Origin of the sequence: Chryseobacterium sp. AG363 (assembly GCF_003610675.1) — a bacterium.
GTDB lineage: Bacteria > Bacteroidota > Bacteroidia > Flavobacteriales > Weeksellaceae > Chryseobacterium > Chryseobacterium cucumeris.
The window spans coordinates 2,764,224-2,780,432 of the sequence record NZ_RAQF01000002.1 but is presented as its reverse complement, the minus strand read 5'-3'; the positions used below and the strand labels follow the sequence as shown (position 1 = coordinate 2,780,432).

At 36.2% G+C, this 16,209-nt stretch carries 16 protein-coding genes; 12 read left to right on the top strand and 4 right to left on the bottom strand.

The genetic code is table 11. The annotated features are described in order from the left end of the window. Positions 1–82 precede the first annotated feature (82 nt). A complete protein-coding gene (gene upp / locus DEU39_RS12650) occupies positions 83–733 on the top strand; it encodes a uracil phosphoribosyltransferase (protein ID WP_062676151.1) in 651 nt (216 codons plus the stop codon). A gap of 1 nt (position 734) precedes the next feature. Here upp and DEU39_RS12645 read toward each other — a convergent pair whose 3' ends face one another. The 3 genes from DEU39_RS12645 to DEU39_RS12635 form a co-directional block, all read right to left on the bottom strand. After that, positions 735–1,421, bottom strand: a complete 687-nt coding sequence (locus DEU39_RS12645; protein ID WP_120232140.1) for an alpha/beta fold hydrolase — start codon at positions 1,419–1,421, stop codon at positions 735–737. Positions 1,422–1,570: 149 nt separating this feature from the next. Beyond that, on the bottom strand, positions 1,571–2,224 hold the full coding sequence (locus DEU39_RS12640; RefSeq protein ID WP_120232139.1) for a ComF family protein: 654 nt from the start codon (positions 2,222–2,224) through the stop codon (positions 1,571–1,573). A 346-nt stretch (positions 2,225–2,570) separates the two neighbouring features. Beyond that, positions 2,571–4,049, bottom strand: coding sequence for a helix-turn-helix domain-containing protein (locus DEU39_RS12635; RefSeq protein WP_120232138.1), 1,479 nt, complete (start codon positions 4,047–4,049; stop codon positions 2,571–2,573). Between the two features lie 127 nt (positions 4,050–4,176). Between DEU39_RS12635 and aceB the strand changes: the two genes are divergently transcribed. The 10 genes from aceB to DEU39_RS12580 all read left to right on the top strand — a co-directional run bounded on the left by aceB (position 4,177) and on the right by DEU39_RS12580 (position 14,368). Beyond that, positions 4,177–5,751: a malate synthase A gene (gene aceB, locus DEU39_RS12630; RefSeq protein ID WP_120232137.1), complete on the top strand. Its 1,575-nt coding sequence runs from the start codon at positions 4,177–4,179 to the stop codon at positions 5,749–5,751. 114 nt (positions 5,752–5,865) lie between these two features. Continuing rightward, on the top strand, positions 5,866–7,146 hold the full coding sequence (aceA, locus tag DEU39_RS12625) for an isocitrate lyase (RefSeq protein WP_120232136.1): 1,281 nt from the start codon (positions 5,866–5,868) through the stop codon (positions 7,144–7,146). 182 nt (positions 7,147–7,328) lie between these two features. Further along, positions 7,329–7,901 carry an OmpH family outer membrane protein gene (locus DEU39_RS12620; protein ID WP_120232135.1) on the top strand — a complete coding sequence of 191 codons (573 nt, stop codon included), beginning with the start codon at positions 7,329–7,331 and terminating at the stop codon, positions 7,899–7,901. A 128-nt stretch (positions 7,902–8,029) separates the two neighbouring features. Continuing rightward, positions 8,030–8,416 carry an acyl-CoA thioesterase gene (locus DEU39_RS12615; protein WP_120232134.1) on the top strand — a complete coding sequence of 129 codons (387 nt, stop codon included), beginning with the start codon at positions 8,030–8,032 and terminating at the stop codon, positions 8,414–8,416. Between the two features lie 32 nt (positions 8,417–8,448). Further along, positions 8,449–9,615, top strand: coding sequence for a hypothetical protein (locus tag DEU39_RS12610; protein ID WP_062676143.1), 1,167 nt, complete (start codon positions 8,449–8,451; stop codon positions 9,613–9,615). An 86-nt stretch (positions 9,616–9,701) separates the two neighbouring features. Then, positions 9,702–11,144, top strand: coding sequence for a serine hydrolase (locus tag DEU39_RS12605; protein ID WP_120232133.1), 1,443 nt, complete (start codon positions 9,702–9,704; stop codon positions 11,142–11,144). A 73-nt stretch (positions 11,145–11,217) separates the two neighbouring features. Beyond that, a complete protein-coding gene (locus tag DEU39_RS12600) occupies positions 11,218–11,664 on the top strand; it encodes a 6-pyruvoyl trahydropterin synthase family protein (RefSeq protein ID WP_047097353.1) in 447 nt (148 codons plus the stop codon). Between the two features lie 20 nt (positions 11,665–11,684). Then, entirely contained in the window at positions 11,685–12,455 is a 771-nt protein-coding gene (locus DEU39_RS12595; RefSeq protein ID WP_062676140.1) for a UDP-2,3-diacylglucosamine diphosphatase, read from the top strand. A 194-nt stretch (positions 12,456–12,649) separates the two neighbouring features. Next, positions 12,650–13,642: an acyl transferase gene (locus tag DEU39_RS12585; protein WP_183037409.1), complete on the top strand. Its 993-nt coding sequence runs from the start codon at positions 12,650–12,652 to the stop codon at positions 13,640–13,642. Between the two features lie 180 nt (positions 13,643–13,822). After that, complete coding sequence (locus DEU39_RS12580; protein ID WP_120232130.1) at positions 13,823–14,368, top strand: hypothetical protein; 546 nt, start codon at positions 13,823–13,825, stop codon at positions 14,366–14,368. A 269-nt stretch (positions 14,369–14,637) separates the two neighbouring features. Here the strand turns inward: DEU39_RS12580 and aqpZ are convergent, their stop codons facing one another. Then, entirely contained in the window at positions 14,638–15,354 is a 717-nt protein-coding gene (gene aqpZ / locus DEU39_RS12575) for an aquaporin Z (RefSeq protein WP_034696881.1), read from the bottom strand. A gap of 218 nt (positions 15,355–15,572) precedes the next feature. Here aqpZ and DEU39_RS12565 point away from each other — a divergent pair, with 218 nt between their 5' ends. Next, the gene (locus tag DEU39_RS12565; protein ID WP_062676138.1) at positions 15,573–16,193 is read left to right on the top strand and encodes a DUF5715 family protein; all 621 of its coding nucleotides are present in this window, start codon (positions 15,573–15,575) and stop codon (positions 16,191–16,193) included. The last annotated feature ends 16 nt before the right edge of the window (positions 16,194–16,209 follow it).

Genomic DNA, 16,209 nt, shown 5'->3' with positions numbered 1-16,209 from the left:
CTCCTTAAGTGCAATCTTTCAATTCGTTTTTTAGTTGTAATTTTGCAGCAATTAATATCTGAAATTAAAAATAAAAATTTTCATGCTTACTATTTTATCGCAACACTTTTCTCTGGTCAACGAATGGATTAACGAACTTAGAAACGTTACGATCCAGCACGACCGAATGAGATTCAGAAGGAATATGGAAAGAATCGGGGAGATTGCCGCTTTTGAAATCAGTAAAGGACTGGAGTATAGAGAAGTTGAAATTCAAACTCCTTTAGATACAATAAAAAGCAGAGAAATTGCCGTACAGCCGGTTATTACAACCATTTTAAGAGCAGGAGTTCCATTATTTGAAGGAATTCTTAACTATTTAGACAGAGCAGACTGTGGTTTTGTAGCAGCATACAGAAAACACGATGCTAACGATTATTTCTCAATCAAACAGGATTATCTTACCTGTCCTAGTATCGAAGGCAGACCTTTGATCGTAGCAGATCCTATGTTGGCAACCGGAGCTTCTTTAATTGAAGCGATCAAGGATTTGCTTACCAACGGAAATCCAACCCAGCTTCACATCGTAGCAGCCATTGCTTCAAAACAAGGAGTTGAAACAGTTCAGAACGCTTATCCTGAAGCGCACATCTGGGTAGGAGCCATTGATGAACATTTGACTTCAAAAGGATATATCACTCCAGGATTAGGAGATGCCGGAGACTTGAGCTACGGAGAAAAACTTCAGAGATAATTTAAGAAAGATTCCAGAAATCTTTTATTAAATTCAATAATAAATCAGGTCGTACTTTATCCATAGGATGCTTTGTGTCCGGAAGTACGGCCAGTTTTGCGTTTGGAAGGCTTCTGTACACTCTCATACACTCTTCAATAGTGACCATATTATCTTTATCTCCCACCATAATTTGAGTTGGAGTAGTAATCGTGGCAAAATTATTTTCCAAAGGAGGATTTTTACCTAAATCAACCATTAGATCAGCAATAGCCGGAAGAAGTTGTTTCCATTTTGTTCCGTGTTGTGATTCTAAAAGCTGAGCATACTGCGGAATTTTTTCAAGAATAATATCAGGATTAAGCATTTTACTTTCTTTTAAAGCCTCTTCCTCAGTCCAATCGAACTTTGTTCCCAATGTTATAATAGAATTTACATTTTCAGGGTTTTCCATAGCATAACAAAGCGCTACATAACCACCCATACTATGTCCGAAAATTGATACTTCAGTCAAATTGTTCACCTTACAATATTCAGATAATTCCTGAGTATATTTTTCAATGTTGATGCCACCAGCAGAGAGTTCCTGATCTCCGTGTCCTGAAAATAAAGGGGTGTGTACCGTGAAATATTGGGACAGTGTATTCAGATAAGGTTTAAAAATGTCGCTGTGACCTAAGGCTCCGTGCAGTAAAAGCAGATTTGGCATAGTTGTATAGTTTCCGGAAAATTAGGAAAAAGAATTGAATGGTGAAAATGGGTGGTATATAGAGTAAGAGTGCTTGAGAATGGGAGAGTTTGAGTGGGTTTTTACCTTATAATATTTTTGAAGATGGTCTCCACACCTCGTCTTCCGCCTCAAACATCCACAGCCATCACCAATACACTTACTTTATTGTCACCAGCATTTAAAATCTCCCACGCAACCGATGAAACAGTATTTCCTGTAGTAAAAACATCATCAATCAGGAGGATATGCTTTCCGGAAACAGGTTGGGTGACTGAAAATGTATTAGTGGTCTTCAGCCTGTGTTTTTTGTCTTTTAAAGCCTGAGCTTTGGAATAATGATTTCTTTTGACTAATTCATGATCAAACGGAATATCATAAAATTCTGATAATGTTTCTGTGAATAAATGAAGCTGATTATATCCCCGTTCTCTTAATTTCTTTGGATGGAGTGGTACAGTTACTAAAAGATCAGGATGGTCATCTCTAAAATCCAAACGATCTATCATCCACTCTGCAAGAATCTTTCCTATTCTTTCCCTGCTTCTGTATTTCAGTTCATGGATAATCTGCCGGCTTAAACTTTCCTCTTCAAACTGAATTAAAGAAAACGCATTTTCAACCGGAAAAAATAAACTGCATTTTTCCTTGACTGGATTATTTTCAAAATAATTGTAATGGGTAAAATGAATCTGGCTGAAACAAAGGCCACAAACCAATAGTTCTGGATCAATGATTGTGTTGCAGTGGATGCAGCGGTTGGGAAACAATACATCTAATATCATAGTGTGTTTTTACTAAGATAGAAAATAATTGTCAAATTTTGCTTTGCAAAGCCAATGTTGAATTATTATTAACGCTAATGTTCACAAAGTTTGTTATTTTGTATTGTTCTCAAGGGCATTTCATTTAGCAAGGGAAAAGCCTTTTTGTTGCTGAGTGTAACGTCTTGGCGAGCAAAATATTCTAAAATTATAATAGAAAACTTTGTGATCTCTGCGTTTAAGATGAAAATAAGTTATTGTGGATTTTACCCAAGTCCATTACTCACAACTTGCAACTTACAACTTACAACTCACACTCCACATAAAATTCACGAGCGAAGCGTATTGACGATTCACTATTCACTTACTAATTCTCAAATCTCTTCCTGATCTTCTCCACAGAGCTCTTCATACTCATATTAAAATGTTCCTTTTCCAGTCTCACAGGGGGTGCCCGTCTTACTTCACAATCTGCAATACTGCAGGATTCGCAGGTGACTCCTACATTGATGGTTTTTAAAGAAGGAGATTTGATAAACCCTATTTTCTTTATTGTTTGAGAATTCAATAGAATCCCCAGGCAATAACTTCTGTTGCTTCCATCTGAGAAGGGATTTTTTTGTGAAGTAGAAATCACAAGATAGCTTATTCCCTGATCCTTATAGTGAGAAACCTGAGCATCTGTAAGGGTTTCATTTTCTTTTAAATCACCAAGGTTTTTTACCGCAATCCATCTTCTGCAGTAATGCTCGTTCATTGCATTGGCATGAGGAGCCTGCTGGTGATTAAGATGAAGCTCCTTTAAAATCTGAATCTTATCCGAATTTTTCTTTTTTACCAGACATAAATAAAAAAGATCTTTGATTCCCATTTCAGCCGAGAGGATGTTGGTCAGCCGGTAATAAAATGTTTCAGGCGAGTGGGTGAAACTGCTGATAAGACTCTCAAAATTTTTAGGTTCCCATGTATTTTGCTGGAAAAATTCTGCGGTTTTTTCAATGACAGGTTCTTTTGAAATGAGCAATGCACCTGCGAAATAAGACGCGTAAAAGTTATTCAGAATTTCTTCAAAGCTTCCGAAATCAAGCCACGAATATGTATTGGGACGATTTTTTAATTCCAGTACATTGAAGCCGATTTCTTTAGCCAGAATGAATGTTTTCTGATCCTTTTCCAGTTTTTGATTCAGAAGTAAAAGTTTTTTCTCAGGAATGAAAAGAGAGCGGAGATTATCCAGAGTTCCATATTTTTCAAAATCTTCAGACTGAATGGTGTAACTGAATTTTTCTGCAAGAATTGCCTCCAGGATGTCAGACTTTAGATCTTTTCCGGGTTGTAACTGATTTTCCCGGGTAAACAGATCAACCTTTTCTTCAATTTCCGGAAAATAGTTATCATATAACTCCTGAAATGACCTTAAGACGGCAAAATAAAATCTTTCCTTACCAAGATTGTAATTCTGAGAAATTTCGATCAGTGCATTGATAAAAGCCGTTACTTTTTTAGGAGCATCACTAATAATACTGATTAGGTTGTTCTTATTGATTCCAAACAGCTCTAGTGGGACTTCTTTGAAGAAATCAGACTGAAGAATTTCGTTGAATGGGGCCAGACTTTTATCCAGCTTGGTAGAAACAAGATCATCGAAAGTGCAGCTGAGTGCTTCAGAAAGCTGAATAATTTTATCGTGTTTGGGATACTTCTTCCCATTCTCAATTTCGTTGAGGTAAGATTTTGATAATCCTGTCTTTACAGCAAGGTCCTGCAGAGACCAGTTTTTCTTTTGTCTCTGCTGTTTCAGTTTTAGCCCGAAAACTGTTTTGATAAAGTCGCTTTCTGAATTCATTACTCAAATATAAATAATTAGATGCGATTATTCGCATAATAATTTTTTAAATAAATTTAGCGAACGTTCGCTGTTTATGAAAATTTTTATTTATGTTTGTAACATCAAATCACAAAATCAATAAGTTATGGAAACAAAGACTCAATTAGAAATAAAGTCACAGAAGCAGTTTGAGGAAGTATTTACTCCTGATTTGGCAGATTTTCTGATTTCGCTTCATCAGAACTTTAATCATAAAAGACTTGAACTTTTAGAAGAAAGAAAAATTACTCAGCAAAATTTTGATAAAGGAAATCTTCCTGAGTTCTTGAAAGAAACAGCAGACATCCGGAATGGAAATTGGGTATGTGCTCCGCTTCCTGACGATATGCTGGATAGAAGAGTAGAAATTACCGGCCCCGTTGACCGCAAGATGATTATCAATGCCTTGAATTCCGGTGCTTCTACGTTTATGGCTGATTTTGAAGACAGCAGTTCACCGGTTTGGGAGAACTGTATCCAAGGACAGATTAATCTTTCTGATGCCATTAACCGGACTATTGATTTTGTCAACGAAAAAGGAAAGGCATACACCCTTAATGAAAAAACGGCTGTTTTACAGGTTCGTCCACGCGGCCTGCACCTTCCTGAAAAACATATTGAAATCAATGGAGAAAAAGCTTCCGGATCACTGATTGATTTTGGAATTTATTTTTTCAGAAATGCAAAACAACTTTTGGAAAACGGAAGTGGCCCTTATTTTTACCTTCCAAAATTAGAACACTATAAAGAAGCCCGATGGTGGAATGAAGTTTTTGTTTTTGCCCAAAACTATCTCGGAATTCCGGAGGGAACCATTAAAGCGACTGTTTTAATAGAAACGATTACTGCTTCGTTTCAGATTGATGAAATTTTATTTGAATTAAAAGAACATAGCGCAGGATTGAATTGCGGAAGATGGGATTATATTTTCTCTTACATTAAAAAATTCAGAAATCTTCCTGAATTTATAGTTCCGGACAGAGATCAGGTGACTATGACCTCTCCTTTTATGAGTGCCTATTCAAAAAGAGTGATCGAAATCTGTCATAAACGAAATGTCCATGCAATCGGTGGAATGGCAGCCCAGATCCCTGTAAAAGACGATGATGAAGCTAATCGTATTGCTTTTGAAAAAGTAAAAAATGATAAAGAAAGAGAAGTGAAAAATGGTCATGACGGAACTTGGGTTGCACATCCGGCCTTGGTACCTGTAGCAAAAGAAGTTTTTGACCAGTATATGCCTTCCAAAAATCAGATCGATAAAAAATTCGAATACCATATAACAGAAAGCCAGTTGCTGGAAATTCCTAAAGGTGATATTACCGAAAAAGGAATCCGAAAAAATATCAATGTAGGAATTCTTTATCTGGAAAGCTGGCTGATGGGAACTGGCGCAGCCGCCATTTATAATCTCATGGAAGATGCAGCTACTGCTGAGATTTCAAGAACACAAATCTGGCAATGGCTGAAAAACGAAGCGGTCCTGAGTGACGATAGAACATTAACCCGAAGTATGGTATTACAGTGGGAAAAAGAGGAAATGGACAATATTGAAAAGTATGTAGGAGAAATCCGTTTCCAAAACGGAAAATTCAACCTTGCCAAAGAACTTTTCAATGAATTGATTTTCTGTGAAAAGTTTGAAGAATTTCTAACCCTTAAAGCATATCCTTTTATATAGTTTGAGAGTGAGAGAGTAGGAGTGTCCGAAAGTTTGAGAATCATATCTCGAAACCTTGTACCCCGAATCCCGTATCTCGAACCCTTAAATTTAATCAAACAAAATCCAAATATTATGAAAACAAGACAAGAACAAATCCAGGCTATAGAGCAAGATTGGCTGACAAATCCACGTTGGCACGGTGTAAAAAGACCTTATACGGCAGAAGAAGTTCTTAAACTTCGCGGTTCTTATACCATTGAATACACTATTGCGACAGAAATGTCCAAAAAATTCTGGGATAAATTGAATACTCAGGATTATGTGGCAGGGCTTGGTGCATTAACGGGTAATCAGGCAGTGCAGGAAGTAGATGCAGGTCTGGAAGCAATATACCTTTCAGGATGGCAGGTGGCTGCAGACGCCAATCTATCCGGGGAAATGTATCCTGATCAGTCATTGTATCCAGCCAATTCAGTACCTTCAGTGGTAAAGAAAATTAATAATGCTTTATTGAGAGCAGATCAGGTGCAGTCGGTAAGCGGATCAGGAAATAAAGAATATCTTGTGCCTATCATTGCCGACGCCGAAGCTGGTTTTGGAGGCAATCTGAATGCTTTTGAGCTGATGAAACAGATGATTGAAGCAGGAGCAGCTGGTGTACATTTTGAAGATCAGCTTTCTTCGGCCAAAAAATGTGGACACTTAGGAGGAAAAGTATTGGTGCCTACACAGGAAGCAGTCAATAAACTGATTGCGGCACGTCTGGCTGCTGATGTACTTGGAGTTCCGAGTCTCATTATAGCAAGAACAGATGCGGATGCAGCAGATTTACTGACCTCCGATATTGATGACAGAGATAAGAAATTCGTTACAGGAGAAAGAACTTCCGAAGGATTTTACGTGGTACGAAATGGAGTAGAACAAGGCATCGACAGAGGACTGTCTTATGCTCCCTATGCAGATCTTATCTGGATGGAAACTTCAAATCCCGACCTGGAACAAGCCAAAAGGTTTGCAGAAGGAATTCATGCGAAATTCCCGGGAAAAATGCTGGCTTATAACTGTTCACCTTCATTCAATTGGGCAGCAAAACTGAGTGTGGAAGAAATGTCTACTTTCCGTGAAGAGTTGGCTAAAATGGGATACAAATTTCAGTTTATTACCCTTGCAGGATTCCATGCCTTGAACACCGCTATGTTTGAATTGGCATTAGCTTATAAAGAAAGAGGAATGGCAGGATACTCAGAACTTCAGGAGCGTGAGTTTGCATTACAGCACAAAGGATTCAGAGCAGTGAAACATCAGTCTTTTGTAGGAACAGGATATTTTGATGAAGTACAGAATATTGTGACCAACGGCTCTTCAGCTACTGTAGCGATGAAAGATTCTACAGAAACGGCACAATTCCATTAGTCGTTTTTCCATATTTTTTTGATGTTAAACCTTCTCGTTTGTGGGAAGGTTTTTCTTTTGTTTAAAGGGCTTTGAAACTGTTTTTACAATATGTATATTTCAAAATAATAAAGAAATAAATGCGACATGATAAGTAATTGAAATTTGAATTATATTTGGGGCTGGAAAAAATATTATTAAAAATGAATTTAATTAAAGTACTTTTTATTACATTAGGATTAACGCTTACTGCAAATGCTGCAAATGCTCAACAGAAGGTTGGAAGTGTAAACACAGAGGATATTTTTGCAAGTTTATCTGAAGTAACCACTATAGGAACTACTATTGATAATCTGACTAAGTCTAAGCAGGCTGAAATTGAAAAAATGATCGGTGATTATCAGACTAAATTGAAAGCAGCACAGGCTAAAGAAAAGACTCTTAGTGAAGCCAACAAAGAAGCTGTGACTAAAGAACTGATGGCAGCACAAACAGAATTGCAGACTTTAGGTAAAAAAATAGAAGATTCAAGAGCACAGGCTGCTAAAGATATTTCAGCTAAGCAAAGTGAATTGTACACTCCTTTACAACAAAAGGTAAAGAGCGTTATTTCTGCTGTTGCTAAAGAAAGAGGATTGAATTTTATCTTCGATACATCATTCCATGAATCTAATAATTTAGTTTACACAGATGGAAGTGAAGATATCACAGCTCTGGTAAAAACCAAATTAGGAGCTACAGCAACGCCTGCAAAACCTGCTGGAAAGTCTAAATAAGAAATTCAATATACTGAATATTATACCGGGATCAGAACTTATGATCCCGTTTTTTTATGTATAAAAGTGTTGGGTTGAATGAAGAAATTTTATTTTAAAATGATACATTTGAGTAAACTTTAAGCAGAATGAATTTAATGTACGAAAAACAAATAAAGGTAACAGAAGATCATATTGATCAGAATAATCATGTGAATAACGTACAATATGTGCACTGGGTGGAGGAAGTAGCAGCGGAACACTGGGATCTTCTGAAACAGCAAACAGAATATGTAAACGATGCCTGGATGCTTCTGGATCATCATATCCGATATAAAAAACAGGTTTATCTGGATGATATCATTACGGTAAGAACTTATCCTCTGACTCCCGAAGGAGCCAAACAGCCAAGAAAAGTTGAGTTCTATTGCAATGAAGAACTTGTGGTAGACTCAAGCACGCTTTGGATTCTGTTCGATCCTGAAACCAAAAAAATAAAACGTCTGGAAAACGACTGGCTGGAGAAGTTTTTTTAGCTATATAACCCTAAATCAAAAACTAAATACACATGAAATTCTCTTATTCACTGGCTTTACTCTTGTTAAGCATAATAGGCTATGGTCAGGAAAATCCTTACTGGTTTACAGATGATATCAAAAAAAAGGTAGCAGACTCTACCCAAAGTCAATCCTGGAGAAGTCAGATGGCAGCAACATACTACTCAATAAGCGGACAATACAAACCGGCATTGGAAAGTTGGGATGAGACTTTTGGACGTGTAAAAAAGTTGAGTACTGCAGATAGTCTGAGATTCACAAAATTAATCCCCGTCAATGCAAAAGATTATATTTTAGACAGAGCTGCCAGTGAACAGATTATCATCATTAATGAAGCTCATCATAATGCCAGTCACAGAGCATTTGCCTCTTCCTTACTCCAAGGGTTGTATGACAAAGGCTACAGATATTTGGGCCTCGAAACATTGGCGAGTGATTCTTTAAATATTACAAAATTTGCTGCTCTCAGTAGCGGATATTATTCCAAAGAACCGGAATTTGGAAATTTTATCTACAATGCTTTGAAAATTGGATTTAAACTTTTTCCCTACGAAGCAGAAGGAAATAACAAAGAAAGAGAAATTGGAGAAGCAAAAAATATCTTCGATTTTATGCAGAAAAATAAAGATGGCAAATATCTTATCTACTGCGGTTATCAGCATGCTTATGAAGGTATTCATAAATCCTGGGAGAAAACAATGGCAGGACGACTTTCAGACCTTACGGAGATCAATCCTTTTACGATTGATCAGACTCAGTTTTCAGAAAAAAGTAGCCTGAAATTTAATGACCCTCTTTTAAGACTTGTGAAAAATACTGTCCCTGTTGTTTTAAAAGATCAGAATCATGGAATATATAATGGGGAAGACAAAGAGTTGTATACTGATATTAAAATCATTCATCCCGTTACAAAATATGTTGAAGGCAGACCCAATTGGATGTTGAACAAAAACAGAAAGTTTTATAAAATTCCAGCCTCTAAAGTTTCGATATATCCGGCCTTGGTTTTAGCATACAGAAAAGGAGAGTTTGAAAAACAGGGAATTCCTGCTGATATTATTGAGCTCAAAACGTCCAATGACAGTCGTTTTTTAATCCTGGATAACGGGAATTATGAAATTGTTATCAAAGACAAAGAGTATAAAGTCATTAATAGATTTGAAAAAAAGATAAAATAATAGCTGAAGTAACAAAATTTTTCCTAAATGTAATACAAAAAGGCCCGCAGTTGTTTTTAATAAGGAAACATCAAACAAACATCTCCATGAAATCATCTATTTTAACAATATTATTTTCAGGCTTTTTCGTTACAGCTTATGGTCAGACTGCAGAACAATCGAAAGCGATAGACAGCTATATAAAGAAAGTTATTCAAATCAATGAGATACCGGGAATGGCCGTAGGAATTGTAACGAATAATAAAGTGACTTTCCAGAAATATTATGGAACAGAAAATTTGGAAAGCGATAAAAAAGTAGATCAGAATTCCATGTTCAGGGTGTATTCTAGTACAAAACTGATGTCAAATGTTGGGCTTTTTCAGCTTGTTGAGCAAGGAAAACTTTCTGTGGAAGATAAAATTTCAAAATATATTGACAATATACCAGAAGAATGGAAAAATGTTAAAGTAAAAAATCTTCTTTCCCACTCTTCAGGACTTCCGGACTGGATTAATTTCAATGATATTGCAACAGATGCTACCAACGCTGAAGTTATTAACCGCTTATCAAAAGAAAAAATGGAATTTGAAACCGGAAGTGATTACAGATATAATCAGACCAACTACATGCTGATTACGATGATCATTGAAAAAATAACAGGAGAGAAATTTGAAAATTATATCCTGAAGAATCAGTTTTCAGACTCCAAAAATAAGGTAGTGTTTTCATCCAATTCCATTGAAAAAATCCCTAATAGAATTGTAAAATATAACTACAACAAAAATACACATCAATACGAAAAATCCACATTTGTAGAAGGGAGAAGAGCGCATTCAGCGAATGGCTTAGCGATTGCATTGCCTGCATTTTTACAATGGAGCATTCATTTGAGTAAAAATGATTTTCTGAAACCTGCCACACAAGCGTTGATGTGGAAACCGTTTGAATACAAAAATAAAGAGATCACCTTTACTCATGGTTGGGATACGGACATCTTTAATGCTATAAAATCCTATGATTTCTCAGGAGGAAATGTGAGTGCTTACAGAATTTTTCCGGATCAGAATATAGCTATTATAGTTATGTACAACGGATATAAAGAATTTCCTGTTTTTTATCCTATGATCAATCAGATTGCCGGCATGATGGATAAACGAATGCTGAACCCATATATGGTGGCAGAAGAATATACAAAGTCTGAACCTATTGTTCATCCCAATCTTAAAAAAGAAAATTATGGCTACCGGACTGAAAAGGATAATATCATTTTTTCTTATCAATTTCCAGAAGGGAAAAGTGTAGAGTACATCAAAAGTATTTCTGTGACAGGTTCTTTTAACAACTGGAATCCTGATGATCAGGTGTATTATATGAATCTGAAAAGGAACAATACTTTTGAATTAACACTCCCAAAATCTCATTTCGAAAGTGGGAAAACTTACCAGTTTAAATTTGTTATGAATAAAAAAAACTGGCTTTCTGTACCTTACAATGCTGCTAATGTAGATGAGACCCAGGATCATAATCTGACTTTCAAAATTGATTAAAAAGAATATCTTAAAATCGCTGTAATAGAAACAGTCTTTTCTGTATTAAGCTGTTTTATCCTATCTTTGTATTATGATACGTATTACAAAAATTTTTACATTCGAGACGGCTCACGTGCTTTACAACTACGATGGGAAGTGTAAAAATATGCATGGACATTCCTATAAACTGTTTGTAACAGTGAAAGGAAAACCGATTAATGATATTGAAAATCCTAAAAATGGAATGGTGGTAGATTTCGGAGATATCAAAAGTATCGTAAAATCTGAGATCGTAGATGTATGGGACCATGCGGTTCTTGTCAATGCACTGTCTCCACACAAAGAACTGGGAGATGACCTTGAGCAGAAAGGCCATAAAGTAATCTATTGCAGCTTCCAGCCGACTTGTGAAAACATGCTGTATGCTATTGCTGCTAAAATCAAATCAAGACTTCCCGAAGGAATTTCTTTAGCTTATCTTAAACTTCATGAGACAGAAAACTCTTATGGAGAATGGTTTGCAGAAGATAATCAATAATTTTTCACAAAACTCAGAAAGTGTTAAAAACAACAATTAATTTAGAACCTGGGAAAAAAGTATACTTCGCTTCGGATCAGCATTTTGGTGCTCCTACACCCAAGGAAAGCAAGGTGCGCGAGGAGAGGTTTATACGCTGGATGGATGAGATCAAAGAGGATGCTCAGGTTTTGTTTTTAATGGGAGATCTTTTTGATTTCTGGCATGAATGGAAGCATGTTATTCCTAAAGGATACGTTCGTGTGCTTGGAAAAATTGCAGAATTGAAAGACAGAGGAATTCATATTTATTTCTTTGTAGGAAATCATGATCTCTGGATGAAAGATTATCTGGAAGAAGAAATCGGATGTACCGTATTCTATCAGAAACAATATTTTGAAATGGGAGGAAAGCAGTTTCTGCTGGCTCATGGAGATGGTTTGGGACCTGGTGACAAAGGATATAAAAGAATGAAGAAACTATTCACCAATCCGGCGGCTCAATGGTTTTTCAAATGGCTTCACCCTGATATCGCGATGAAAATTGCATTATACCTTTCCCAAAAAAATAAAATGATCTCCGGAGAAGAAGACAAAGCTTTTTTGGGAGAAGATAAAGAGTTTCTGATTATTTATTCCAAAGAAAAGCTGAAAACTCAGAAGATTGATTATTTCATCTATGGTCACAGACACCTGCCAATGGTACTGGATCTGCAACAAAACGCAAAATATATCAACCTTGGAGACTGGATATCCTATTTCACTTACGGAGTTTTTGAAAAGGATTTTGAACTCAAGACTTTTGAAAAATAAAGCAAAAAAAATTACCCCTAAAAAGAGGTAACTTTCGAACGGGTGGAAGACCCACTCTTGTTTTTAATCCATATTCCAAGTAATACATTGCAATAAGTCTACCAAAATAGGTTTTATATAGTAAAAAATTATTAAATAACAATATTTTATCTCTGTAATTGCCTTGTAGTAAGGGATTAAGGAATTTAAAAATTATGGAATTGAAAAATATATTCAACATAAAGACTGAACAGCATTTTCTAAGTGCATCATTGAAAACATTTCGTTATCAATATGAAAATGTTGAAATATACCGGAAATTCGTTGATTTTCTGAAGGTGAACCCCGATGAGGTAGATAGCCTGGTGAAAATTCCGTTTCTTCCTATTGAAATGTTTAAAAACCATCAGATTCTGGATAAAAATGTGGATACGGATCTTTACTTTCAAAGTTCGGGAACCACCCAGATGAACCTTTCCAAACATTTTATTGCAGATCCGGAGCTTTATGAAGAAAGCATTTATAAAAGTTTTGAACAATTTATCGGAAAACCGGAAGATTTTATTTTTCTTGGGCTACTTCCAAGCTATCTTGAGAGACAAAACTCATCACTGATCTATATGGTAGACTATCTGATGAAGAAGTCTGCAAAACCGGAAAACGGATATTTTCTTTATAATCATGCTGAGCTTTTTGAATTATTAAATACACTGCAGGGCAAAAAAGTTATTCTTTTTGGGGTTTCTTTTGCCCTATTAGACTTTCTTGATTACTGTCATTCCGAGCAAAGCGATGAATCCCTGAACTTCCCTGAAAATTTAATCGTAATTGAAACCGGCGGTATGAAAGGGCGAAAAGAAGAAATGACCAAGGATGAATTGTTGAAAATCTTGCAGGAAGGACTTAAAACGGACAGAATATATTCAGAATATTCCATGACAGAGTTACTTTCACAGGCTTATTCCCTTGGAAATAATGAATACGAATGTCCGAACTGGATGAGAATCATGGTTCGGAATGCAGAAGATCCTTTGGCTTACGAAAAAGAAGGCCGTACAGGAGCTATTAATATCATTGATCTTGCCAATACGCATTCCTGCTCATTTATTGCAACACAGGATTTAGGGAAAATAATGGGTGATAAATTTCAGGTATTAGGAAGAATAGATCATTCAGATATCAGAGGATGCAGCCTGCTGGTGAGTTGATGATTTTGGACATAAGAGAACAATTGTGAATGGTCAATTCGCTTCGCTTGTCAATTTTTGTATCATAAAATAATTTGCGACTTTTGCTGAGTGAAACGCCCTTGCGAGCCTTTAAACACTTGGATATTAAAGACTTTGCGGGCATTGCGTTTTATTAAAATATTTTTACCATCATAAAAAATGATCAAAATAGAAGAACTCATACATGCCTACATCCATTCCCATTGCGATTTTGAAAAAGAAATTGTACTGACGAATTATTTTCAGGCAGATTGGGAAGCGGACATATTAATCATAGATTCGGAAGGTGGAAGTCATGAAATTGAGATCAAGCTTTCAAAGAGTGATTTTAAAAATGATTTTAAAAAATCATATATCAACAAAGATACCGGGGAAAAATTTCTGAAACATGATAAAATTTCCTGTGGAGATTATGTATGTAATTCCTTTAGTTTTTTGCTCCCGATGGGAATGGTAGACGCAGCTCTTATCCCTGAACATTGTGGAATCATCGAATTCTATCATAATGCAGATACCTGGGAAACTGAATTCTATCTGATCCGCCAGCCTAAAAAGCTTCATGAAGATTCTTACTGGAAACTGAATGACAAAGATCTTTTCATCAGGAAAATGGCGCTTAATCTTCTTCAGCGCAAAATGGAAATTAAAGGGAAACATGAAGAGCTCATCTTTAAAAATCCTTTTGAAATCAAAAAGCTGAAATAAAAAAATGTTGGGTTTAACGAAAAGTTTAATCTCTATTTTTAAGTTTTATGGAAGCAAAGGTGAAATCAATGACATTGATTCTTACTAAGCCAACATTACAATTAGCTTCATAAGCAACGTATTTGTAACCACTTTGTCCCCTTTTAAATAAAAAGTTTCTCTTATAAAAAAACTTTGCGTTTACAAGAATTTCAAAGCAATTTATTCAAATCAGAAATAAAAAAATCCTGCCGCCTGACAGGATTTTATCATTAAATATTATTTTAAAATTAATCTGCAATTTCAGCAGTATCTCTCTGAAGTAAGAACTTGTAGATCAATCCGCCTACAACTCCTCCCAAAATAGGGGCTACCCAGAACAGCCAAAGCTGTGACATGGCAATTCCTCCCATAAAGACTGCCTGAGAAAGGGACCTCGCAGGGTTTACAGAGGTATTGGTAATCGGGATAGAGATCAGGTGGATCAACGTAAGCGCAAGACCGATGGCAAGACCGGCAAACTTACCGTTAGCCCACTTATCTGTAGCTCCCATGATTACAATTAGGAAAAATGCGGTTAATAGAAACTCGGCAAGAAATGCTGCTCCCATACTGAAAGCTTTTCCATTGTAAACGGCTTCACCGTAAAAGTTCGTGGCAAAATCTCCGGGTTTTGAGAATTCTACCGCTCCGGCACCGTTAAGGATTGTGTACAGACATCCTGCTGCTACAATCGCTCCCAAACACTGGGCTACAATGTAAGGAATAAGGTCTTTAGCAGGAAATCTTCCTCCTGCTAAAAGCCCGAAAGAAACTGCCGGATTAAAATGCCCTCCTGAGATATGCCCTACAGCGTAAGCCATGGTAAGAACAGTAAGACCGAAGGCTAAAGCAACGCCTAAAAGTCCGATGCCGATGTCTGGAACACCCGCTGCGAAAACAGCGCTTCCACACCCTCCGAAAACAAGCCAAAATGTGCCGAAAAATTCAGCGAAAAGTTTTTTTATCATGTTGTTTATTGTTTATGTATCTCAAATGTAAAATTTAAATCTTAAAGTAAAAAGTTAAAACTGAAAAAATATTTCAAAAAAGAGGGAACAAAAATTGCAAAATCTGTAATTTGGTGTAATGTTTGTTTGGGATTTATTGAGAGAGTATTATCATCAGTCTTGAAAGATCTAACATAAATGTTTTATCTTTCATTTGTAATTTAAAAGGAAGGTGAATGAGAAAGTTTTTTTGTGTGGTCTTTGTACCTTTTATTTATAGTTTACATTATTCGCAGGCAGCCAAAAAAGCTTTTCCCTGCTATGATCTTGCCACTGTATTAAAGGTAGAACCTACACCGCTTTATAAATCTCATCTTGATGCTTCCAAGGGGTTTGGAGTGCAGTTATTGAAAGATTCCAAAACCGTACAGAAATATATCAACAACGGAAAATTCCACAAAATAAAAAAATCCGGCAAAGGGTATCAGGTTCAGAGACTTGATTACAGCAGGGCTTATATGGTATCCAAGGCAAAAACTACTCTGGAAAAAATAGGGTCAAAGTTCAGTAAGGATACAAAAGGCGGTACATTTACGGTTTCATCCATTACCAGAACCCTTGAAGACCAGTGCAGGCTGAGAAGAGTGAATTCTAACGCCTCACTAGGAATTAGTTCTCACAACTATGGCAACTCTTTTGATATTTCTTACATAAGATTCAACAACGTTTTAAAATACAATCCGAAAATGGAAATAGCTCTGGAGAAAGTTTTAAAGCATTATGAGAAGGCTGGTAGAATATATTACATCAAAGAGAAGCAGCAGAGCTGTTATCATATTACTGTGAAAAATTATTAATTAAAATCCTCTTGCA

Coding starts and splice junctions, on each gene's coding strand:
- upp (WP_062676151.1), top strand. CDS start 83: ATGCTTACTATTTTATCGCAACACTTTTCTCTGGTCAACGAATGGATT.
- DEU39_RS12645 (WP_120232140.1), bottom strand. CDS start 1,421: ATGCCAAATCTGCTTTTACTGCACGGAGCCTTAGGTCACAGCGACATT.
- DEU39_RS12640 (WP_120232139.1), bottom strand. CDS start 2,224: ATGATATTAGATGTATTGTTTCCCAACCGCTGCATCCACTGCAACACA.
- DEU39_RS12635 (WP_120232138.1), bottom strand. CDS start 4,049: ATGAATTCAGAAAGCGACTTTATCAAAACAGTTTTCGGGCTAAAACTG.
- aceB (WP_120232137.1), top strand. CDS start 4,177: ATGGAAACAAAGACTCAATTAGAAATAAAGTCACAGAAGCAGTTTGAG.
- aceA (WP_120232136.1), top strand. CDS start 5,866: ATGAAAACAAGACAAGAACAAATCCAGGCTATAGAGCAAGATTGGCTG.
- DEU39_RS12620 (WP_120232135.1), top strand. CDS start 7,329: ATGAATTTAATTAAAGTACTTTTTATTACATTAGGATTAACGCTTACT.
- DEU39_RS12615 (WP_120232134.1), top strand. CDS start 8,030: ATGAATTTAATGTACGAAAAACAAATAAAGGTAACAGAAGATCATATT.
- DEU39_RS12610 (WP_062676143.1), top strand. CDS start 8,449: ATGAAATTCTCTTATTCACTGGCTTTACTCTTGTTAAGCATAATAGGC.
- DEU39_RS12605 (WP_120232133.1), top strand. CDS start 9,702: ATGAAATCATCTATTTTAACAATATTATTTTCAGGCTTTTTCGTTACA.
- DEU39_RS12600 (WP_047097353.1), top strand. CDS start 11,218: ATGATACGTATTACAAAAATTTTTACATTCGAGACGGCTCACGTGCTT.
- DEU39_RS12585 (WP_183037409.1), top strand. CDS start 12,650: ATGGAATTGAAAAATATATTCAACATAAAGACTGAACAGCATTTTCTA.
- DEU39_RS12580 (WP_120232130.1), top strand. CDS start 13,823: ATGATCAAAATAGAAGAACTCATACATGCCTACATCCATTCCCATTGC.
- DEU39_RS12565 (WP_062676138.1), top strand. CDS start 15,573: ATGAGAAAGTTTTTTTGTGTGGTCTTTGTACCTTTTATTTATAGTTTA.